General features: G+C 66.9%; 18 protein-coding genes. 6 read left to right on the top strand and 12 right to left on the bottom strand.

Annotated features, from left to right (window positions below):
- Positions 1–4: 4 nt before the first annotated feature.
- Together QX010_RS28940 and QX010_RS28935 are read right to left on the bottom strand one after the other, a co-directional pair.
- Positions 5–718, bottom strand: coding sequence for a hypothetical protein (locus QX010_RS28940; protein WP_316183134.1), 714 nt, complete (start codon positions 716–718; stop codon positions 5–7).
- A gap of 90 nt (positions 719–808) precedes the next feature.
- Entirely contained in the window at positions 809–2,482 is a 1,674-nt protein-coding gene (locus QX010_RS28935; RefSeq protein WP_315800905.1) for a PAS domain-containing methyl-accepting chemotaxis protein, read from the bottom strand.
- A 560-nt stretch (positions 2,483–3,042) separates the two neighbouring features.
- Here QX010_RS28935 and QX010_RS28930 point away from each other — a divergent pair.
- Complete coding sequence (locus tag QX010_RS28930; RefSeq protein ID WP_316183133.1) at positions 3,043–3,528, top strand: Crp/Fnr family transcriptional regulator; 486 nt, start codon at positions 3,043–3,045, stop codon at positions 3,526–3,528.
- A gap of 89 nt (positions 3,529–3,617) precedes the next feature.
- Here QX010_RS28930 and radC read toward each other — a convergent pair whose 3' ends face one another.
- The 3 genes from radC to QX010_RS28915 all read right to left on the bottom strand — a co-directional run bounded on the left by radC (position 3,618) and on the right by QX010_RS28915 (position 6,552).
- Positions 3,618–4,331 (bottom strand): RadC family protein, encoded by a 714-nt coding sequence (radC, locus tag QX010_RS28925; protein ID WP_315800904.1) that lies wholly within the window; start codon positions 4,329–4,331, stop codon positions 3,618–3,620.
- A gap of 70 nt (positions 4,332–4,401) precedes the next feature.
- Positions 4,402–4,941, bottom strand: coding sequence for an MAPEG family protein (locus QX010_RS28920; protein WP_316183132.1), 540 nt, complete (start codon positions 4,939–4,941; stop codon positions 4,402–4,404).
- A 60-nt stretch (positions 4,942–5,001) separates the two neighbouring features.
- Positions 5,002–6,552 (bottom strand): alpha/beta fold hydrolase, encoded by a 1,551-nt coding sequence (locus tag QX010_RS28915; RefSeq protein WP_315800518.1) that lies wholly within the window; start codon positions 6,550–6,552, stop codon positions 5,002–5,004.
- Positions 6,553–6,699: 147 nt separating this feature from the next.
- Here QX010_RS28915 and mddA point away from each other — a divergent pair, with 147 nt between their 5' ends.
- A complete protein-coding gene (gene mddA, locus QX010_RS28910) occupies positions 6,700–7,479 on the top strand; it encodes a methanethiol S-methyltransferase (RefSeq protein WP_316183131.1) in 780 nt (259 codons plus the stop codon).
- A 212-nt stretch (positions 7,480–7,691) separates the two neighbouring features.
- On the top strand, positions 7,692–8,882 hold the full coding sequence (locus QX010_RS28905) for an MFS transporter (protein WP_316183130.1): 1,191 nt from the start codon (positions 7,692–7,694) through the stop codon (positions 8,880–8,882).
- On the opposite strand, the gene QX010_RS28900 is transcribed toward QX010_RS28905, so the two are convergent.
- The 3 genes from QX010_RS28900 to QX010_RS28890 form a co-directional block, all read right to left on the bottom strand.
- The gene (locus tag QX010_RS28900; RefSeq protein ID WP_316183161.1) at positions 8,883–9,686 is read right to left on the bottom strand and encodes an intradiol ring-cleavage dioxygenase; all 804 of its coding nucleotides are present in this window, start codon (positions 9,684–9,686) and stop codon (positions 8,883–8,885) included.
- Positions 9,687–9,783: 97 nt separating this feature from the next.
- Entirely contained in the window at positions 9,784–10,608 is an 825-nt protein-coding gene (map, locus tag QX010_RS28895) for a type I methionyl aminopeptidase (RefSeq protein ID WP_315800515.1), read from the bottom strand.
- 97 nt (positions 10,609–10,705) lie between these two features.
- A complete protein-coding gene (locus QX010_RS28890; RefSeq protein WP_316183129.1) occupies positions 10,706–12,025 on the bottom strand; it encodes a mechanosensitive ion channel family protein in 1,320 nt (439 codons plus the stop codon).
- 209 nt (positions 12,026–12,234) lie between these two features.
- On the opposite strand from QX010_RS28890, the gene QX010_RS28885 reads away from it, so the two are divergent.
- A complete protein-coding gene (locus QX010_RS28885) occupies positions 12,235–14,028 on the top strand; it encodes a potassium/proton antiporter (RefSeq protein ID WP_316183128.1) in 1,794 nt (597 codons plus the stop codon).
- A 3-nt stretch (positions 14,029–14,031) separates the two neighbouring features.
- Here QX010_RS28885 and QX010_RS28880 read toward each other — a convergent pair whose 3' ends face one another.
- Both QX010_RS28880 and mepA read right to left on the bottom strand, forming a co-directional pair.
- Complete coding sequence (locus QX010_RS28880; RefSeq protein WP_316183127.1) at positions 14,032–14,550, bottom strand: hypothetical protein; 519 nt, start codon at positions 14,548–14,550, stop codon at positions 14,032–14,034.
- 189 nt (positions 14,551–14,739) lie between these two features.
- Positions 14,740–15,681, bottom strand: coding sequence for a penicillin-insensitive murein endopeptidase (mepA, locus tag QX010_RS28875; RefSeq protein ID WP_316183126.1), 942 nt, complete (start codon positions 15,679–15,681; stop codon positions 14,740–14,742).
- Positions 15,682–16,075: 394 nt separating this feature from the next.
- Between mepA and QX010_RS28870 the strand changes: the two genes are divergently transcribed.
- Entirely contained in the window at positions 16,076–18,289 is a 2,214-nt protein-coding gene (locus QX010_RS28870) for a putative bifunctional diguanylate cyclase/phosphodiesterase (protein ID WP_316183125.1), read from the top strand.
- Here the strand turns inward: QX010_RS28870 and ftrA are convergent.
- Positions 18,263–19,294, bottom strand: coding sequence for a transcriptional regulator FtrA (ftrA, locus tag QX010_RS28865; RefSeq protein WP_316183124.1), 1,032 nt, complete (start codon positions 19,292–19,294; stop codon positions 18,263–18,265). The genes QX010_RS28870 and ftrA overlap by 27 nt on opposite strands.
- Positions 19,295–19,390: 96 nt before the next feature.
- On the opposite strand from ftrA, the gene QX010_RS28860 reads away from it, so the two are divergent.
- Positions 19,391–19,789: a rhodanese-like domain-containing protein gene (locus QX010_RS28860; RefSeq protein WP_316183123.1), complete on the top strand. Its 399-nt coding sequence runs from the start codon at positions 19,391–19,393 to the stop codon at positions 19,787–19,789.
- Between the two features lie 133 nt (positions 19,790–19,922).
- Here the strand turns inward: QX010_RS28860 and QX010_RS28855 are convergent, their stop codons facing one another.
- Positions 19,923–21,890: a methyl-accepting chemotaxis protein gene (locus QX010_RS28855; protein ID WP_316183122.1), complete on the bottom strand. Its 1,968-nt coding sequence runs from the start codon at positions 21,888–21,890 to the stop codon at positions 19,923–19,925.
- Positions 21,891–21,919 lie beyond the last annotated feature (29 nt).

Below are 21,919 nucleotides of genomic sequence, written 5' to 3'. Positions count from 1 at the left end.
GCGGCTATTTGCGATGATAGAGTCCGGTGAAGCTGACGCCGGCGCCGCCGCAATCATTGTTGTCCTCGACCAGCAGAAGCGCGCCGATTCGCTGCAGGCGCACGCGGCACTCGTCGCCGGCATTCGGCCGCTCGAACGGCGTGCTGCCGTCGTCGACAAAGGCAATGAGGCCGCCCTTCGGCTCTGCCGTGGCGCCGAGCGATCCGTTGCGCAACTCGCGCCCGGCCGGCAGCACCTGATCGCCTTCGATCCGGAGCCGGTTGCCGGCCTCTTTCCTGATCGTCAGCCCCCCTCCAGGGTGCTCCCAGCTTCCGGTCCAGTCGGCTGTCGTCGGCGCGGCCATCGGCTCGACGGCGGTGAGGGCAGCGCGCGGCAACCAGCCGGTGGTCCAGATCTGTGCCTTCGCATGCGGCTGCTGGTAGCTGACGCAGGCGAAAGCGCCGCGGGTCCTGTCGACCAGCACGAGGTCGTCGCGGACGAGGTAAGCCTTCTTCCGGCAGGCGTCGGTCGCAGCGGGACAGCTGGCGGCCTTGAAGTCGTCGTCATAGGGGCTCTTGACGAAGTTCACCCGCGGCTGGCCGCTCACTTTGGCCACGACGAGCGGCCGCGCATCATCCCAGCCGACGCCATTGCAATTGGCGGGATCGTTGGCGTCGTAGGCGGCGGCCGCCGTGAGGGGCAGGACGCCCAGGATCAGTCCGATGAAGGCCGCGCGCATCCGTCGTTCCTCTCCACGCTTCGCCAGCATTAGCCGGCGCGGGAAGACGGCCGGTTCAAACCGGCCCGACGTTTCGTCTATCCCGCTCGTCTATCCCGCGGCGATCTTGGCGGCTTCGCTCGCCGCGCGCTGCATGCTGTTCGACATCTCGGTCGTCACCGTGCTCTGCTCCTCGACGGCTGCCGCCGTCGAGGTCACATACTCGCTCACATTGTGAATGGCCTGCTTGATCTCGCCGAGCGCCAGCACCACCTCGCCCGAGATGTTGTTGAGACCTTCGATCTCCTGCCCGATCTTGTCGGTGGCGTGCTTGGCCTGATTGGCGAGGCTCTTCACCTCGGAGGCCACGACGGCGAAGCCGCGTCCGGCCTCGCCGGCGCGGGCGGATTCGATCGTCGCGTTCAGTGCCAGCAGATTGATCTGCCCGGTGATGTTGTCGATCATCTCGACGATGCCGCTCATCGCTTGCGTCGCGGCGGAGAGATGCTGCGCCTGGGTGTCCGCCGCCCCGACGCGATCGACTGCGCCCATCGCGGTTTCCCGCGACTTGGTCATGGCCTCGGAGATCTCGCGCACGGAGGCGTTGAGCTCCTCGGCGCCGGCCGCAACCGATTCCATCATGCCGCGCACGCGCTCGTTGCCCATTCGCACCAGAACCTGCTTCGTGACGTCGGTCGCGTATTTGACGACCTTGAACGGCCTGCCGTTCAGATCGAGGATCGGATTGTACGACGCCTGGATGTAGACCTCCCTGCCGCCCTTTCCGATCCGCTTGTATTCGCCGGCCTGATATTCGCCTCGGTTGAGCTTGGCCCAGAAGTCGCGATAGCCGGCGCCGTCGCGCTCGATTGGCTCGACGAACATGCTGTGGTGCTTGCCGCTGATTTCGCCGAGTGTATAGCCGAGCGCGGCCAGGAAATTGTCGTTCGCCGTGATCACCGTGCCGTCCATGTTGAACTCGATCACCGCCTGCGACTTTCCGATCGCCGCAATCTGGCCGGCCAGATCGGCGGTCTTCAGCTTTGCGGCCGTGACGTCAGTCGCGAACTTGACCACCGCGAACGGCTTGCCCCGCTCGTCGAGGATCGGATTGTAGGACGCGAGAATCCAGACCTCCTTGCCGTTCTTGCCGAGCCGTTTGTACTCGGCCGCCTGGTATTCGCCGCGATTGAGCTTGGCCCAGAAGTCGCGATAGGCCGCGCTGTCGCGCTCGGCGGGCTCGACGAACATGCTGTGGTGCTTGCCCTGGATTTCCCGTAACTCATAACCCATGACTTTCAGGAAGTTTTCGTTGGCCGTGGTGACCGTGCCGTCCATGTTGAACTCGATCACGGCCTGAGAGCGGTCGAGCGCGGCGATCTTGCCACTGTCCTTGAGGTGGGCGATCTTCTTGGCCGTGATGTCGATGGCGATCTTGACGATCTTGCAGGGCTTGCCCTTGGCGTCGAGAACCGGATTGTACGAGGCTTCGATCCAAACCTCGCGGCCGCCCTTGCCGATCCGCTTGAATTCCGCAGCCTGGAAGTCTCCCTTGTTCAACGCGGCCCAGAACGCGCGATAGTCCGCGCTCTCGCGCTGATCCGCGGGCACGAACATCGAATGATGCTTGCCCTGAATCTCCTCGAGACGGTAGCCAAGTGCGTCGAGAAAGTTCTTGTTCGCCGTTCGGATAGTGCCGTCCATGTCGAATTCGATCATGGCTTGGGAGCGGCTGATGGCAGCGAGTTGAGCCTCTGCGCCTCCAGCGGTCTTGCGAGCGAACATCGAGCGGAGTCCTTCCAGATGGGAGCGAATTCGATGATGGTATTTGCGGGTTGTTAGCTGTACGCATCTACCGGCGGCAGAGAAGGGGACGGCTCGAACGAACGACCTGCCGTCGAACCTTCCGGCACACTGAACTAATTCAGCCGACAGCATCTCGGCTCTTAGCAGGGGAGATTCGCGTCGTTCGCGAGCCAGCTAACATCGACGAAAGTGGCGAAATCTTCTTAAGATTTGCGCTTCGGCGTTTAACGAATGTTATGCACTTGTGCTCGGGATCGTTCCTGATTTAATGCTGCCGTGATGCGCACAGAGAAGCGCCCCTGATGGGGAGACAGGACATCGGACCGCCGACGAGATGTGCCTCTTGTCCTGCCAGCGACAAGGGATTTTGCGGAGCTATCTTTGCGTCGTGCGGCGATCGAGCGGCTTTCAAGGAGCTGGATCAACGCTTCTTCACGGTCGCGGCCGGCCATCCCGTAGGAACCGACTCGGACATCATCGTCCTCTGCAGTGGATGGGCGTTCCGCTATCTGCCGTTCAGCGACGGCAGGCGGCAGATCGTGAAGTTCCTGTTCACGGGAGATTTTGCGTCCGTCCGGATGATCTTCTCGAACGTGCCGTCGCGTGCGGATTTTTCCGTCAAGTCGCTCTCGGATGTCCAAGTTTGCGCTTTCCACGCCGGCGCCTTGCGCAGGAAGTGCCTGACTGATCCCTCCCTGGTGGCGCTCGGGTTCGAGCTGCTCTTGCAGGAGAGGTCGGACGCGTATGAGCTCGCGAGCGTTCTGGGACAGCGCCCCGCCGAAGGCCGGATCGCCTTTCTCATTCTCAGCCTGATGAGACGGGCTAACGCGGGCCGGCTCGATCAATCTCGAAGATATTCGCTGCCGCTGCGCCAGCAGCACATCGCCGACACGGTCGGCCTTACCACCGTTCACGTCAGCCGCATCCTGGCGCAGTTTCGCGATCGTGGCATGCTGACGATCAGCGAGGGCAGCATCATCGTGCACGACCTGCCGGCGCTCGAGGACGCGGGTGCGCTGACATAACCTGAGCCGCCTTCGCCGTACGAGGCATCGCAAATGCCGCTCGGAGCTGCGCCGCCGTCGGGCAGGAGGTCATCGCATCCGCGTAGCCTTCACATCACCCCGATGCTCTTCAGGCTGGTGTGGCCGTTCTTGCCGACGATGATGTGGTCGTGAACCGTGATTCCCAGCGGCTTGGCGATCTCCACGATCGTCTTGGTCATCCGGATGTCGGCCTGTGACGGCGTCGGATCGCCCGAGGGATGGTTGTGCACCAGGATGATCGCGGTGGCCGACAATTCGAGCGCCCGCTTGATCACCTCGCGTGGATAGACCGGCGTATGATCGACGGTGCCGGTCTGCTGCACCTCGTCGGCGATCAGCTGATTGCGCTTGTCGAGAAACAACAGCCTGAACTGCTCCTTGTCGGCGAACGCCATGCTGGTGCGGCAATAGGTGATGACGTCCTGCCAGGACGCCAGCGCGTGCTTCTGCCGCACCTCGCCCCTGGCGATGCGGTGCGCGGCGGCGGCGATCAGCTTGAGCTGGGTGATCGAGGCGTCGCCGACGCCGTCGATCTCGCGCAGCCGCGGCTCCGGCGCGTGGATCACCTCGGCGAACGATCCGAACGTTTTCAGCAGCGCCTTCGCCAGCGGCTTGACGTCGCGCCGCGGCAGCGCGGCGAACAGCACCATCTCCAGCAGCTCGTAGTCGTTGAGCGCGTCGGGGCCGGCGCTGTGAAAGCGCTCGCGCAGCCGCTGCCGGTGGCCGTGATAGTGCGGCGTGTCCGGCGGCGTATCGTTGGAAGGAGGGGCTTTCTCGGGCATCGGCGTCAGCATGCCGTGATGCCGCATTTTTGCAACCTCGAAGTGCTCGCGCGCCATGGGGCGCGCCTTGCTAGGCCGCGCGTCCCGTCAGCACGACGGCGAGGCCGACGATGAGCGAAAACGCTGTGGGATAGAAGGTGAGCGCAAAGCCGAAGGCGCGGCCCGCCGCGCCCCTGGCATAGCCGAGCCAGAACAGCAGCCGCCCGAGGCCGAACAGGATCACGAGCGTGAGCAGCAGGGGCGCGGGATGAGGCAGCGTCGCCGCCAGGCCGAGATGCACCGTGACCGCGAGCGCGGCCTGCTCCAGCGTGTTCTGCAGGATCGCATTTCCCCTGCGGACCGCATCGCTCGCGACCGTGGTCGCGCTGCCGGCGATGTCCTGGGCCGAGAAGAAGCGCAGCCGGGCGACATTGCCGATCGCGGCGAGCAGCCAGACGATCACGAACAGATCGGGCCGCAGCGCGATGGCGAGGCGCTCTGCGGCGGGCTCCGCAGGGCCGTCGCCTCGCCACAGCGCGACGCCGATGGCCGCGATCGCGATCAGCGCGGCTGCGGCCACGCCGGCGGCGACCTGGGTCTGCTCGCGATGGAATGCTGCATCCTCGGCCATGGCGATCGAGTCCTCCTGGGGCACCGGACGACGTCCATTTTGCCAGTCCGGCGATCCTGCTTACAATGGCAGACCGCGGAGGAAGGCTTCGATGCTGGCGAGGACGGGCCTCTGGTCGCCGGCGAACATCCAATGGTCGGCGCCGTCGAGCTCGACGAAACGTGCGTGGCGGATCTGGCCGGCGAGATGCCGCCCGGCCCCGACGACCACCGCGCGATCGTGGCGACGGTGCAGCACCAGGGTCGGTGCGGATATCCGTGCGAGCAGGTGGCGCACGTCCATATCGCTGAAGGCTTCGAGCAGGCCCTTGATGGCGCCGGGGCTGGATGCTGCGCGAAGCAGTCCGGCCCACCAGGCGCGCGCCTGGGGATCGCCGGCCAGGCTCGGCGCGAACGTCTCGATGCCGGCCGGTCCGCCCCATCCGGCCACGAGCTGCCGCAGCCAGATGCCGTACTGGCCGGCCTGCAGCGCATGCGGATAGTCGGCCGCAGCGCTGCCCTTGGCGAGCGAGGCGAACAGGATCAGCCCGGCGACACGTTCGGGATGGTCGGCCGCGAAGGTGATGCAGGCCGGTCCGCCTTCGGAGGCGCCGAGCAGCACCGTGCGCCGGCTGCCGGCGGCGTCGAGCACGGTCGCGATGTCGCGCGCGGTCGCTTCGACGCTCGGGCTGAAACCGACCCGGTCGGAGAGCCCGATGCCGCGGCGGTCGAACAGGATCAGACGGCCGATTCTGGCGAGCGCGGACAGCAAGGCCCGGCAGCGCGGCTCCTCCCAGATTCGTTCGACATGCGAGACGAAGCCGGGCAGCAGCAGAATGTCCAGCGGACCGGCGCCGTAGGTCTGATAGGCGAGATGAACGCCGTCGCCGAGGACATAGCGCGTCGGCGGCGCGCTTTCGCCGTGGGCCGCGACGCCCTGCGCCAGCAGCGCCAGCGTCTCCGCCTCGGGGGGCACGCCGAGCTCGTCGCGCAGCCGCTGTGTCAGGGCGCCGAGATGGCGCTCGGCGGCGGCGCGGTCGCCGGCCAGCAGCAGGCTGCGGATCAGGGCGCGGCCATAGACCTCGCTGAGCGGATCGAACGCGACGAGGCGTGCGGCATGGACCGTGGCGGCGCCATGATCACCGGCCGCGCTTCGGTCCTGCACCACGCGCTCCAGCGCCTGGACTGCCCGGCCGCGCAGGGCTTCACGCCGGAAGAACGCCCATTCCTCGAACTGCGGACAGTCGCCGGGCGTGAAGCCGTCCAGGAAGTCGCCGGAATAGAGGCGGCAGGCCAGCTCGAATTCGCCGCGGTCGCAGGCCGTTTCGAACAACCCCGAGTCGACCTCCAGCTCGACCGCGGCGGCCCATCGAACCGTCGCGCGATCGATGGTGAGGCAGCCGTCGCCGAGCGTGAGCTGGAGCCGGTGCAGCAGGCGGCGCAGCCTTGCGCGCGCCACCTCTTCCGAACTCTCGGGCCAGAGCATCGTCGCCAGCACGTCCCGCGCGACGGGGCCTTTGGCTTCCGCCAGATAGACCAGCAGGGCGAGGCCCTTGCGCAGCGCCAGCGGGCATGGCTGACCGTCGCGATGCAGCTCGGGGAAGCCAAATGTCCGGACGCGGAACTGAACCATCGGGATGCGACCTGCATGGCTGCGTCCGGGGGACGCTCGGGGGACGGTCGATTGGTAAGGGCTCAGGCTCGCACGAGACGTGACCGATCCCAGGATCGGGCGTCTCGATCACGGCCATGCCGTCCTCGATGCAACAAGGAAACATTCATGTCCGGACGCCTCCTCATCATGCTCTACGCCATCACGAGCTATGCCGTCTTTCTTGGGTCGTTCGTATGGGCGGTCGGTTTCGTCGGCAATTACAACTATCTCACGGCCAAGTCGATCGACGTCGGCGTGTCCAGCGCCGTGACCGAGGCCGTCGTCGTCGACGTGCTGCTGCTCGCGCTGTTCGCGATCCAGCACAGCGTGATGGCGCGGCCGGCCTTCAAGCGCGCATTGACGCGCATCATTCCGGCCGCCGCCGAGCGCAGCACCTATGTGCTGCTGTCCAGCCTGATCCTGCTGCTGCTGTTCTGGCAATGGCGTCCGATCCCGAATCCGGTCTGGCACGTCGAGGGTGCCGCCGCGGGCGTGCTGACCGGCCTCCACTGGCTCGGCTGGATCATCGCGCTGTCCTCGACCTACATGATCGATCATTTCGACCTGTTCGGCCTGCGCCAGGCCGTGCTCGCCCTCCGCGGCAGCGCCGGGACAGCGCAGCCTTTCAGAACGCCGCTGCTGTATCGGCTGGTGCGCCACCCGCTGATGCTGGGCTTCCTGCTCGCCTTCTGGGCCACGCCGGAGATGTCGGTCGGCCACCTGCTATTCGCCGCCCTCAGCACGGCCTACATCCTGGTCGGGCTGCAGCTCGAGGAGCGCGATCTGGTCGCCCAGTTCGGTGACACCTACCAGCGCTACCGCCGGCAGGTGCCGATGCTGCTGCCGCGGCTGATCGGCGGCCGGCGGACCGCGGAGACCGAGACGGAGGCGCACGGCGCGCAGTAGCCGGCGCGGGCTCGACGTCGCCAGGGCCTCGTCGAGCGCGCTCGCCTTTGATTGCGGACTTGCTCGATGCAGCGCCCACGCAGACGTGAATTGGAGCGGGGGACCTCAGCACCTATGTCGGGCTTGAATGCTGCGATGCAAAATCGCAGATCGACAGCCTCCGTTCTCATCGGGCCCTATGGCCTGCCGTTCCTCCCCGAGAGAGATCCACGTTGACCACCATCACGTCCGATTCCGGCGACTCGCTGTCGGCCTGGATCACGCTGCTATTGGCCTTTTCCTGCGGGCTGATCGTCGCCAACATCTATTACGCGCAGCCGCTGATCGGGCCGATCAGCGCCGACCTCGGGCTGCGGCCGCAGCTCGCGGGACTGCTGGTGACGATGAGCCAGATCGGCTACGGCGCGGGTCTGTTGTTCGTGGTGCCGCTCGGCGATCTCATCGAGAACCGCAAGCTCGTCATCACGACCATCATCGTCGGCGCGGCCGCGCTCGGCTGCGCGGCGCTGGCGACGAGCCCGTCGACGTTCCTGCTCTCGGCGCTGCTGATCGGCTTCGGCTCGGTCGCGGTGCAGATCCTGATCCCCTATGCCGGGCACATGGCGCCGGAGGCGATCCGCGGCCGCACCGTCGGCAACGTCACCACCGGCCTGATGCTCGGCATCATGCTGGCGCGGCCGCTGGCGAGCTTCGTCGCGGCGCATGCGTCCTGGCACGTCATCTATGCCGCCTCGGCGCTCGCCATGCTGATCCTGGCCGTCGTGCTGCGCCTAGCGCTGCCGCCGCGCGAGCCGCAGGCGCGGCTGAGCTACGGCCAGCTGCTCGGCTCGATGGTCGAGCTCTATCGCGACACGCCGGCGCTGCGCCGCCGTGCGCTGTACCAGGCCGCGCTGTTCGGCGGCTTCAGCGTGTTCTGGACCACGTCCCCGCTGCTGCTGGCCGGGCCCGATTTCCGGATGTCGCAGACCGGCATCGCGCTGTTCGCGCTGGCCGGCGTCGCCGGCGCGATCATGGCGCCGGTCGCGGGCCGCATCGCCGACCGCGGCTGGACCCGGCCGGCGACGATTGCCTCGATGCTGATGTGCGCGCTCGGCTTCGCGCTGACATTGGCGGCACCGCTCGGAACCCCTTGGTCGCTGGCGACTTTGGTGATCGCCGCCATCGCGATCGATTGCGGCGCGCAGCTCAGCCTGATCCTCGGCTATCGCGTGCTGTTCGTGCTCGGCCCCGGCCAGCGCAGCCGGCTGAACGGACTCTATATGACCACCTTCTTCGTCGCCGGCGCCGCCGGCTCCGGCCTCGGTGCCTGGGCATACGCCCATGGCGGCTGGACAGCCGCCGCCGCGCTCGGCACGGCGCTGCCGCTCGCCGCTTTGGCCTATCAGTTCACCGAGCCGAAATGATCAGAACGGGCTGCGCTTGAGCCCGGGCACCAGCGCCGCGAGCCGGTCCTTGATCCATGGCGCCGGCGGCAGCTTTCCGGTGGGCATCTCGACCGCGGCGGCCGGGTTGCGGCTCACGGCGAGCGTCAGGGTCGCGAGATAATCGTCGCGCTCCTCCTTCACCGCGCAATGCGCGCGGTGTTCGGGATCGGCTTCGGTCGCGACGCGGTCATTGGCATTGATGACGAGCCGCTGCTTCGGCCGTCCGGTGTAGTCGGGCACGTTGGTGTAGATGAACTCGTTCAGCGCCTCGGGAAAGAACGTCTGTCCGGTCAGCACCGTGGTCTCGTCGACAAACACCCTGAAGTGGATGTGGGTGGCGCGGCCGGCATACCAGCCGGGATAAATCGTCCTGAAGCCGGCCCAGCCGGCGGCATCGGCCATCTGCGTGCCGCGCAGATACGTCTTGCCGCTCTGGTCGAGCTTGTGGGTGTCGCTCTGGCCGGGATAGCCCGAATAGATGCCGCGGGCGTCGCAGTGCCAGATGTCGACGCGCGCGCCTGGTACCGGCGCGCAGGTGCCGGCCTCGATGATGCGAAGACGCAGCCTGAGCGGCACGCCCGGCCGGTCCTCGGCGATCTCGGCGCGCACCAGCTTGGGATCGAGATAATAGGGCCCCGATTCCGACTGCGGCGTCAGGATGCAGGCCTCGTCGGCATTCGCCGATGCAGGAGCCGTCTCCGACGCTGCGCGGGCCGGCGGCGTCAGCAGCGCTGCGCCCGCCGAGAGCAGGCCGAGGACGCCACGGCGTGTTGCGTTGGTCAGAGCAGCCTCCCGCGCTCGCATGCGATGGAAGCGGCAGTCGATCAGCCCGGCATGGCAACAATCGGACGCCCGACGGCCATTGGGCCAGGCAACCCGCTCACACCTGCGTCAGCGGCTTCTCGCCATGGCGCTCCGAGAGCGTGAAGATCTCGACGCCGTCATTGGTGACGCCGACCGAGTGCTCGAACTGTGCCGACAGCGAGCGGTCGCGCGTGACGGCGGTCCAGCCGTCGGACAGGATCTTCACATGCGGCTTGCCGAGATTGATCATCGGCTCGATGGTGAAGAACATGCCGGGCTTGAGCAGCACGCCCTCGCCGGGACGGCCGACATGGATGATGTTCGGCTCGTCGTGGAACAGCCGGCCGAGGCCGTGGCCGCAGAAGTCGCGCACCACGCTCATGCCCTGCGGCTCGACGAAGCTCTGGATCGCATGGCCGATATCGCCGGTGGTGGCGCCGGGCTTCACCGCGGCGATGCCGCGCATCATCGATTCGTAGGTCACCTCGATCAGCCGCTCGGCCTTGCGCGCGATCGGCCCGATCGCATACATGCGGCTCGAATCGCCGTACCAGCCGTCGACGATGAAGGTGACGTCGACATTGATGATGTCGCCTTCCTTCAGCGGCCGGTCGTTCGGCATGCCGTGGCAGACCACGTGGTTGATCGACGTGCAGGTCGAGTAGCGATAGCCCCGATACATCAGCGTCGCCGGATAGGCGCCATGGCTGAAGGCGAAGTCACGGACGAAATCGTCGATTCGCGAGGTCGGCACGCCCGGCTTGACGATGTCGGTGAGCGCATCGAGGCACTTCGACACCAGCGCGCCGGCCTTGCGCATGCCGGCAAAGCCGCTCGGGCCGTGCAGCTTGATCTGGCCGTTCTTGCGCGCAGCGGCGTCGGTCGCTTCGATATAGTTCATGGGCCTGTTTCGTTCTCAGGGGTGTCGCGGGGTGATCGCCTAATTTAATGATCGTGCCGGCCGGTGCAAGCCGGGTGTGCGCGGCCGGACCTGCCGCCTAGCCGGCCGGCACTTCCAGCGTGGTCTCCACCGGCAGGGCACCACCGCGAACGCGAAGCTCTCGCACCGGATACGGCACCCTGATGCCCTCGCGCTTGAAGGCCTCCCACAGCGCCAGCATCACCTCGCTCTTGACGCTGTCCATGTAGCTGGGATCGGCGATCCATGTGGTCAGCGAGAACTTCATGCCGGCCTCGGTGAACTCGGTCAGCAGGCAGTTCGGCGCCTTCGATTTCAAGGTGCGCGGCGTCTCGGCCGCGATCTCGGTGGCGAGCTTGCAGACGACGCGGGGATCGGCGTCGTAGTTGGTGCCGAAATTGACCTTCACCAGCGTGTTCTTGTCGGTGTAGGTCCAGTTGGTCACCTTCTGGGTGACGAGATCCTCGTTCGGGATCAGGAACTCGCGGCCGTCGCCGGCGGCGACAGAGATGTAGCGCGTGTTCATCGCGCTGATGCGCCCCGAGCTGTCGCCGATGGTGACGAGATCGCCCGGCTTCACCGATTTGTCAGCCAGCAGGATGATGCCCGCGACGAAATTGGCGACGATGCGCTGCAGGCCGAGGCCGATACCGACACCGGCGGCGCCGGAGAAGATCGCGAGCGCCGACAGGTTGATGCCGACCGCACTGATCGCAATCGCAACGCCGAGGATCATCAGGCCCATGCGGACCATCTTGATCAGGAGCACCTGGATCGACGGTGTCAGGTCGGTCGAACGCGTGATACGGCTCTCGACGAAATTGCTGGCGACGTTGGTCAGCCACAGCACCGCGAGCAGCAGCACGCCGAGCTTGATCACCAGCAGCGGCGTCAACCTGAGCCCGCCGAGCACGACCGAGATGGAATCGAGCGCGTCGACCACATTGTCGAGCTGGCCGATGATGCTGAGCGCCGCGACCAGCCAGGCCGAGATCGACACGATCTGCACGATGAAGGTGCTGCGGATCACCGAAGTGATCAGCCGGATCACCAGCCAGGCCAGCGCCAGCTTGAGCGCGACGGCGAGCAGGTAGCTGCGGCTCGGCCAGGTCCACAGCAACATGCCGGTGCGGGCGATCCGCATCAGGATCACGAACACGACCGTGGTGACGCTCTCCAGCAGCACCCGCAGCAGCTGCCGCAGCGGGCCCGGCCAGCCCATCGCCAGCGAGGTCATGTCGATGCGGGCGCGCACGGCGGCGCTGGCGGCAAAGGCGATGCCGGCGCCGCTCAGCACCAGCCCGAGTTGAAGATAGAACCACGGCGAAGTGACCTCGGCGCCGATCGAGCGGCCAACGGTCTGCAGGAATTCGAGAACGTCTTTCAGGTCGAGGTCCATCAGCGGGGTCTCGGAGGGGAACAGGGGCGCGGGTTGGCCGGATCAGCGGGATTTAGTTCGTTTTCGTCACGGGCGATTGCCGCGAAATATACCCCGAACGCGGGCAAGGATGGAAAAATGGGCATATCGCCGCGATAAGAGCAAATCCGGTTGGCGTGCAAGTGTGGCGACGATAAGGATGTAAAACTCGGATTCATCAACGTTTTTTCATGACATCCCTCGACGCCGTCAGCATTGCGATCCTCCTCGGTGCGGTCCTCGTCATGGCCGGCATCCTGTCGAGCCTGCTGGCGCTGCGCTTCGGCGCACCGCTGCTGCTGGTGTTCCTGGTGATCGGCATGCTGGCGGGCGATTCAGGCCCTGGTCATATCGAGTTTCAGGACGTCCGTACCACCTATCTGGTGGGCTCCGTCGCGCTGGCGCTGATCCTGTTCGACGGCGGCCTGCGCACGCGTTTCCAGAGCATCCGCACCGTGCTGGCGCCCTCGATGGTGCTTGCGACCGTCGGCGTGCTGATGACCGCCTTCATCACCGCACCGGTGGCGAAATATGCCCTCGACCTCGGCTGGACCGAGGCGACGCTGGTCGGCGCCGTCATCGCCTCGACGGATGCGGCGGCCGTGTTCCTGCTGGTCCACGCCCAGGGCCTGCGGCTGCGCCCGCGCGTCGGCGCCACGCTGGAGGCGGAGTCCGGCAGCAACGATCCGTTCGCGGTGTTCCTCACCCTGATGCTGGTCGAGCTGATCTCGGTCGGTCACGGCAGCATCGGACATTTCGTGTTCGAGCTGGTCCGCGAGGCCGTGCTGGGCACGCTGTTCGGCATCGTTGGCGGCCGCCTCGTCGTCATCGGCCTCAACCGGGTCTCGCTGCCGCAGGGCCTGCACGCGCCGTTCGTGACCACCGCCGCGCTGGTCATCTTCGGCATGGCGCAGATCGCGCACGGCTCCGGCTTCCTCGCGGTCTATCTCGCCGGCCTGATCGTCGGCAACCGGCCGACGCGGGCGCACAACTCTGTCGTCACCTTCCTCGATGCCGCGACCTGGCTTGCCCAGATCGTGATGTTCGTGCTGCTTGGGCTGCTGGTGTCGCCGCAGCGGCTGCTCGACAGCCTGCTGCCGGCGATTGCCGTCGCGCTGATGCTGATGCTGGTGGCGCGACCCGTCGCGGTGTTTCTCTGCCTCTATCCGTTCCGGTTCAACTGGCGGGAGAAGGCGTTCATCGCCTGGACCGGCCTGCGCGGCGCGGTCGCGATCTTCCTGGCCTCGATCCCGCTGCTGGTCGGCCTGTCCAACGCCTATCTCTATTTCGACGTCGCGTTCGTGGTGGTGATCATCTCGCTGCTGGCGCAGGGCTGGACGCTCGGCATTGCCGCGCGCAAGCTGCACGTGGCGCTGCCGCGCACCGATCGCGGCCCGCGCCGCATCGAGCTCGATCTGCCCGGCCAGCTCGAGCAGCAATTGGTCGGCTATTCGATCCGCTCCAAGAGCCTGTACTTCCGCCGCGGCCTGATCCCGTCCTGGTCGAAGCCGACCCTGGTGATCCGCAACCAGCAGATCCTGTCGCCGCCCGAGGCCGAGCCGATCGCGCCGGGTGACTACCTCTATCTGCTGGCGCCGCCGGAAAAGGCCGAGTCGCTCGACCGCTTCTTCGTCGACATGCCGCCGTCGGCGGCGCCCGACCCGCATCTGCTCGGCGACTTCATGGTCTCGGCCGAGCATACGCTCGACGAGGTCGCCGGCATCTATGGCGTCAAGCTCGGCGAGGGCGAGGACAAGCTGACGCTGGCCGACTATTTCGACATCCACCTCGACAACGCGCCGAAGGAAGGCGCGACCGTGGCGCTCGACACCATCGTGCTGGTCGCCCGCTCGATCTCCGGCGGCCGCGTCAACGTGGTCGGCCTGCGCCTGCCGGAGGACGAAGAAGAGGTGCCGGTGCTGACGCGCAAAGAGCGGATGAAGCGCAGACTGGCCGAAGTCTGGTCGTCGGTTGCGGGAGTGTGAGCGTCACTCTGCCGCGGGCAGGACCGCGATCGAAATCGCATTGTCCGGCGCGCCGCTGACCTGCAACACCAGGGGATGCGGTTCCAGCTCGTACTTCAGGGTCTTGCGGATGCCGTCGCAATCGGTGGCGCCGCTGAAGCCAGCGGGTTTGAGGATCTTGCCGTCCTGCACGACGTCGATCCAGGCCGCGGCCGACAGGCTGATCGTGTACACGCCGGCCTTGGGCGCTGCGGTGATCCGCGTGAGGCCGGCGAAGGTGCCGTCCTTGGGCGCGCGTTCCGGTGGCATCGCCAGCCTGGCCTCGGCCGTCGGACGCAGCTCCAGCACCATGCCGGTGGCCGGGATGGCGGCGATCTCGGCGCCCGATACCAGCTTCTCGCGGTTGGCCGCGGTCAGAGCGGCACGCTCGCGCGCGATGTCCCATTTGAATTTGTCGCAGCCGCTCGGTTCGGCGGCAACCGCAGCCGAGCTCGCGGCCAGCGTGAGGAGGAAGGCAGTCGTGGCGGGACGGATCAGGATCATGACGGACTCGCGACTGTTGCGCCGCGCAGCGGCGCGCGGCATTTCGATACCGCGATAACAGGAGGTGGAGGGACCGTCATCCCCTTCGATCGTCGCGCTCACGGCGCGAACGATGTCATTCTAACGCAATCCAGCCTTACTGCGATTCAGCCTTACTGCGATTCCTGCGCCGCGTCAGCCGTCGCTGAATCAATTCTTGGCGTCCGGCGCATGCAGCACCGCTCGGCAGCCAGGCGGCAGTTGCGCCATCGTAATCGGTTGCGGCGGCTTGGGTGGCTCTTTCGGCGGCAGCGGATGCAGCACCGCGTCCGAGAACCAATAGTCGAGGTCGCCGCAGCCATCGCCGCCCTCCTGGTTGGTCTGGCCGTGGCAGTCCGGGTTGCCCGGCGGGCACACCATGCGGATGTGGAAGTGATAGTCGTGTCCCCACCACGGCCGCACCTTGGTGAGCCAGCTGCGGTCGCCCCTGGCGTCCCGGCACAGCGCCTTCTTGATCGCGGCGTTGACGAAGATGCGCTGCACCGACGGCTCCTGGGCGGCGGCCCGGATCACGGCGAGGTGGCCCTTCGTGAACACGCGCGGATCGACATCGAGGCGATCGGGCCGAACCATCATGACCGCCGACATCTCCTCGCGCTCGTTGCGCGACAGCCTGTGGTCGGGCATCGGCGTCAGCCAGATGTCGGCGTCGAGCCCGATCTGATGGCTGGCATGGCCGCTCAGCGCCGGACCGCCGCGCGGCTGGCCGATATCGCCGACCAGGATGCCGGGCCAGCCAGCATCCTTGTGCGCGCGGGTCGCCAGCCGCTTCAGCAGCGCGATCAGGTTGGGATGGCCGAAATTGCGGTTGCGCGACAGCCGCATCACCTGCCAGCCCTCGCCATTGATCGGCATTCGCTCGGCGCCGGCGATGCAGCCGCGATTGTAGGTTCCAATCACCTTGGTCGGTTGCGCCGACGGCAGGATCCTGCGAGCGAACAGCTCCTTGGCCGGCGTATTCGGATCGTCCGGATGCGCCAATGGCGGCAGGGCCTTTGGCTCGACGCTGCCCTTGTCCTGGGCATCGGCCGGGGTCGCCGCGGCAATGACGGCCGAACTGATGATGGCGACCAGAATCAGGCGGACATGCATGAAGCCAGTGTAGCGTTTGCCGACCGGCCGAGTTGCCCAATTCTACGTCAACAGCAGGTCATTCAAGCTATTTTAACCTGGCTCTAACCCTGCTGCCGGATTGGCGGAACTGGCTGAACTCGGTTCAATTGCGTGAGTTCGTTCGGTAAATGAACAATAAGCGCAAGGCCGCTGCACGGTATGCGGGTCTTTTCTGGCCGGTGGCAACCGACGTCACATATCGCTGGTTGTACCGCAGCCCTTGGTTGATCCTCGGCGCAAGGCTCAACTCTCCAAATACGCGAGTGCATCTCCCTATTCCCGTAACCAATGGCTGTCGTGTTCTGCATCAAGATACCATTTTTTCAGAAACGTGGCTGAAAACTGCCTTTTGAGAAGGAGAGTGAGGCACGCGATGCGGCCCGTTCGGCCACCCACGGCAAAAAAGCGCAATCGCGTGCCAAGCGCCCGCGATGCAGTTCACCCGGTCAAGCCAAGCCCGAAATTGCGGCGGCACAACCTGCGCAAGCTTGGCCCTGGCGATGGGAGCAAGTGCGCCGAAATGGCGATGACGGAGGCGAAGAAGGCGCATGATCGGCTGATCGAAGCGATCGACCTTCTTCCCGAGGGGATCGTGTTCCTCGACGCCGACGGCCGTTACATCCTCTGGAACAAGAAATACGCCGAAATCTACAACCGCAGCTCGGACCTGTTCGAATCCGGCGCCCGGCTGCAGGACACGATCCGGATCGGCGTTGCCCGCGGCGACTATCCGGAAGCCGCCGGCCGCGAGGAGGAGTGGATCGCCGAACGGCTCGAAAAGCTGTTTCATCCGAGCGGCCGCCACGAGCAGAAGCTGTCGGACGGCCGCACCATCCTGATCGAGGAGCGTCTGACCAGCGATGGCGGCATCGTTGGCCTGCGCGTCGACATTACCGAATTGAAGCAGCGCGAGGAGTCGTTCCGCCTGCTGTTCGACGGCAATCCGGTGCCGATGATCGTCTGCGCGACGGATGATGGGCGCGTGCTCGGCGTCAACGAAGCGGCGGCCCAGCATTACGGCTATAGCCGGGACGCCTTCGAGCGGCTCAGCATCCGCAGCCTGCAGGCCTATGACAGCGAGCCGCCCTGGGCAGGCGAGCAGTCCAGCGAGGAGCAGGCGGCGCGCACCTGGAAGCATGTCCGCGCCGATGGCGCCCTGATCGATCTCGCGATCTATTCGCGCCATCTCGTCCACAACGCCCAGCCCGCGGTGCTGCTGGCGCTGATGGACATCACCGAGCGCAAGCGCGCCGAGGCGCGGCTCGCCTTCCTGGCCCAGCACGACGCACTGACCGGCCTGCCGAGCCGCAACCTGCTGCGCCAGAAGATCGATGACAAGCTTGCCCAGATGCGGCGCGGCTCCGAGAAGATCGCCGTGCTGGTGCTCGGCCTCGATAATTTCAAGTCGATCAACGATACCCTCGGCCACGCGGTCGGCGACCGGCTGTTGCGCGGGGTCGGCAAGCGGCTGCGCTCGGTCCTGCGTCAGGAGGACATCGTCGCGCGACTGAACTCCGACGAGTTCGCGGTGGTGCAGGGAGGGCAGGCGCGGCCGGAGGATGCGGCCCAGCTCTGCCGCCGGCTGCTGGAGGCGATCGCCGATCCCTATCTCATCGACGGCAGCTCGGTGACGATCGGCGCCACGATCGGCATCGCCATGGCGCCGAACGACGGCGACGACGCCGAGAAGCTGCTCAAGAATGCCGACATGGCGCTGTCGCGCGCGAAGAACGAGACGCGCGGCACCTTCAGCTATTTCGAGTCCGGCATGGATGCGCGGGCGCAGAGCCGGCGCAAGATCGAATCCGAACTGCGCGAGGCCATCCAGCGCGACGTGCTACAGCCGCATTATCAGCCGCTGATCGACCTCTCGACCGGACGCATCACCGGCTTCGAGGCGCTGGCGCGCTGGCCGCATCCCGAGCGCGGCATGATCCCGCCGTCGGAGTTCATCCCGGTCGCCGAGGAGACCGGCCTGATCTCGGCGCTTGGCCGCGCGATGTTGCGCCAGGCCTGCAACGACGCGGCGAAATGGCCGGACGACGTCCGTGTCGCCGTGAACATGTCGCCGCTGCAGTTCCGCGTCGGCAATGTGCTGTCGCTGGTGATGGACGTGCTCAAGCAGTCGGGCCTGCCGGCGAGCCGGCTCGAGCTCGAGATCACCGAGACGCTGGTGCTGGAGAAGAGCGGCCAGGTGCTGGCCACCCTGCATGCGTTGCGCGCGCTGGGCGTCCGCATTTCGATGGACGATTTCGGCACCGGCTATTCCAGCCTGAGCTATCTGCGCAGCTTTCCGTTCGACAAGATCAAGGTCGATCAGTCCTTCATCCGCGGTCTCGCCGCCAATCGCGAGGCGCAGGCGATCGTCCGCTCGATCGTCAGCCTCGGCAAGGGGCTCGGCGTGACGATCACGGCCGAGGGTGTCGAGACGGAGGCGGAGCTCCGCTGTCTGCGCGCCGAGGGCTGCCATGAAGGGCAGGGCTATCTGTTCAGCCGGCCCCGGCCCAATGTCGACATCGTCCGGCTGTTGCAGGCGCAGCGGGACGCCATGGACGGCGCCTCACCCGGCAACGCGCTGGTGGCTTGAGCGAGCGACGCTGGCCGCTGTTGGACGCGCCTCGAAGCGCCGCCGATAAGCCGCGGGTGATGTTCCGACGATGCGCCGGAAAGCGACGCGAAAGGTTTCGAGCGACCGGTAGCCGCACTGCGCCGCGACGTCCGCCAGGGAAAGCGTCGCGTTCTCCAGCAGCTCCCGCGCCCGCGCCATGCGCTCCTGCTGCAGCCAGGCCGCGGGGCCGGCGCCCGCGCTGTCCTTGAAAGATCGTAGCAAGGATCGCTCGCTCATCCCGGCGCGCTTGGCCATCGCACTGATCGCGATCGGCTGCGCCAGTCGCGCGCGTGCCCAATCCATGACGTCGCCGATCGTCCGTCCCGGGCGGATCTGGACCGGTGCGACGACGTACTGCGCCTGCCCGCCGTCCCGGTGCGGCGGCATCACCAGCCGCCGGGCAACGCTGTTCGCAACCTTGCTGCCGAAGTCGCGCCGGACCAGATGCAGGCAGGCGTCGATGCCCGCCGCACTGCCGGCCGAGGTGACGACATTGCCCTCGTCGACGTAGAGCGTGTCCTCCTCGATGCGAATATTCGGATAGAGTCGCTTCAGGTCGGGGATGTGCCGCCAATGCGTGGTGGCGCGCCTGCCGTCGAGCAGCCCTGCCGCCGCCAGAACGAACACGCCCGAGCAGATCGACAGGCACCGCGCCCCCCGCGCCGCCGCCTGCGCGATGGCGCGCAGCAGGCGCTCCGGCGGCCGCTCATTGCGATCGCGCCACCCCGGCACGATGATCGTGCTGGCATCCTTCAGCCGCGCAAGCGGCGCGCCGGCCTCCACCACGATGCCGCCGATGGCGCGTGACCTTCGTCCCTCGGCCGAAACCACCTTGAACCGGTACCACGGGAAATCGAACTCTGGCCGTGGCAGCCCGAAGACTTCGACCGCGATGCCGAACTCGAACGTGCACAGCCCGTCATAGGCGATGACCGCGACGAGGCCGGGATCGTGCGGAGGGCTGCTGGCTGCGGCTGACTGCATTGGCGGAAACCTACCGGACTTTGTCCGATCCGTCACTTGGGTCGCCCGGCGTAGCGCGCGAGATTGGAGCTCACGCAACGTCGCAGGAGAGAGACGATGACGACCCATGTCACCGAGGTGCCCGCAGCCCCGTCAGCCCAGGCGCTCGCCCATTTCGAGGCGATGCTCTCCTTCGAGACCGATTGCTGGGATGTGCACGAGAGTCTGCATGCAGCAGCTCCGGACTTCATCCTGGTGGATGTCAGGGGCCCGGCCTCGTTTGCCAGGGGGCATATCGCCGGCGCCATCAACATCCCGCACCGGACCATGACCGCGGAGCGGATGGCCGAGTACGCGAACCACAGGCTGTTCGTGGTCTACTGCGCCGGCCCGCACTGCAACGGCGCCAACCGCGCCGCGATCCGGCTTGCGCGGCAGGGACGGCCCGTGAAGATGATGATCGGCGGCATCACCGGCTGGCTCGACGAGGGCTTTGCGCTCACGGCCGGCGATTGAAGTGCCGAGATGACAGGGGAATGTTTGGCGCAGCTGTAACTGCATCCTCGGTGTCGTCCCCCGCGAACGCGGGGACGACACCGAGTGCGGAGCTGGCAGAAGTGGGCCGCCGCGTGACGGGGCAAGTCGCGCGCTACGCCGCCTTGCGCAGGCCCGCCAGGAACGTATCGACGCTCTTGAACAGGTCGTTCGCACGCTTGCCGAGGTCGCGCGTCGCGACCATGACGTGATCGGCGAGCTGGCGCGACTGCTCGGCCGCATCGCTGGCGCCGACGACGTTCTGCGACACCTCGTTGGTGCCGGACGCCGCCTGCTGGACGCTGCGCGCGATCTCGCGCGTCGCCGAGCTCTGCTGCTCGACGGCGGCGGCGATGGTCGCGGCAATGCCGCTGATCTCCTGGATCGTGCCGCTGATGCCGCCGATGGCGCTGACGCAGTCGGACGTCGCGGCCTGGATCGAGGTGACCTGGCCGGCGATCTCTTCCGTCGCCTTGGCGGTCTGACCCGCCAGCTCCTTGACCTCGGCGGCGACGACCGCAAAGCCGCGGCCCGCCTCGCCGGCGCGCGCCGCCTCGATGGTGGCGTTGAGCGCGAGCAGGTTGGTCTGGCTCGCGATCGCGTCGATCAGGCGCAGCACGTCGCCGATCCGCTCGGCGGCGGCCGCGAGGCTCTCGACCATCTCGGTGGTCTGCCGCGCCTTGATCACGGCGCCGTCGGCGACCTTGCTGGAATGCGCGACTTGGCGGCCGATCTCGGTCACCGAGGAGGCGAGCTCCTCCGAGGCCGCGGCGACGGTCGATACGCCGCTGGAAGCTTCCTCGGACGCCGCCGCCGCGGCCGCCGTGCGCTGCGAGGTGCCGTTGACGCTGACCGTGATCTCGTGGACGACGCGCTCCATGTCCGCCGTCGCCTTGGCGACCGAGGACACCACGCCCTTGACGTCGGCCTCGAACCGGTCGGCCATCTGTCGCTGTAGCGCCTGCTTCTCCTGCTCGGCGCGGTGTTGCGTCGCCTCCTGCGACTCGCGCAGGCTGGCCGTCTCGATCATGTTGCGGCGGAACACGTCGACCGCCTGCGCCATCGTGCCGAGCTCATCCTTGCGCTGGCCGCCGGGGATTGCGACCTCGGTGTCGCCGCTCGACAGCCGGTGCATGACGGCAGTGATCGCGACCAGCGGACGCGAGATGCCGCGGGCGACGAACAGCGCAACGATGACGGCGAGCAGCAGGATCACGACCGTGCCGATGATCAGCTGCTGCTGCGCGCTGGCGGCGGCGGCCTCGTAAGCCGTGGTGTCCTTGATCAGCTCGAGCACGGCGATCGGGTCGCCGGCGTAGTTCCTGATCTGGCCGGCATAGACCGCGGCGGGCTTGCCGGCCAGGGTGGCATCGCGCAGCAGCGCCGTGCCCTTGAACACTGCGAGCACCTCGTCCGGGGTGGCGACGGTCTCGTCGCCGAACGTCGAGGACAGCCGCTTCGGCTGGCCGTCGTTGATCCAGTAGACGGCGAGATCGATGCCGAAGCGCTGCTTGGCGCGCTCGACGAATTCCTTGCCGAAGGCGGCGCCGACGTCGACGGTCGCGATCACCTTGCCGTCGCGCACGATCGGGGTCATGCCGAAGATGCCGAGCGACAGCCGGCTCTGCTCGACGCCGGCGATCAGGCGGCCGGTCTGGTTGGCCTGCACCACCGTGATGCGGCGCTTCGAGGTGTCGTCGCCGAACACCTTCGGCTCATGCACGCGATAGAAATTGGTGGCCGGCGGCGCCCATACGTTCACCAGCGGAATGCCTTGCGCCTTCAGCGACGTCATGGCGCCGCCGAGCAGGGCGCCGAGCGCGTCGCGGTCGCCCTTGAGATAGGCATCGGCGATCGGCGGCAGCGCCGCCAGGGTGGAGCTCACCGCCAGCGCGGCGCGGCCTTCATAGTCGATGCCGGCCGACACGCTGTCGAACTGCAGCTTCAACTGCTGCTCCAGCGCCAGTCGGGTCAGGGCGCGCTGTTGGATGACGGAGAAGGTGCCGAGCACGGCACAGGCGATGGCGACGGTGAGTGAGAGCGCGATGATCAGGCGGGCGGAGATCGATCGGAGGCGGGACATTGGGGCATTCCTTGCTTTGCAGCAAGGGT

The organism is Bradyrhizobium sp. SZCCHNRI1009 (assembly GCF_032487575.1).
In the GTDB taxonomy this organism is placed as follows: Bacteria; Pseudomonadota; Alphaproteobacteria; order Rhizobiales; family Xanthobacteraceae; genus Bradyrhizobium.
The sequence above is the reverse complement of the archived record's forward strand: the minus strand, read 5'-3'. Positions and strand labels throughout refer to the sequence as shown.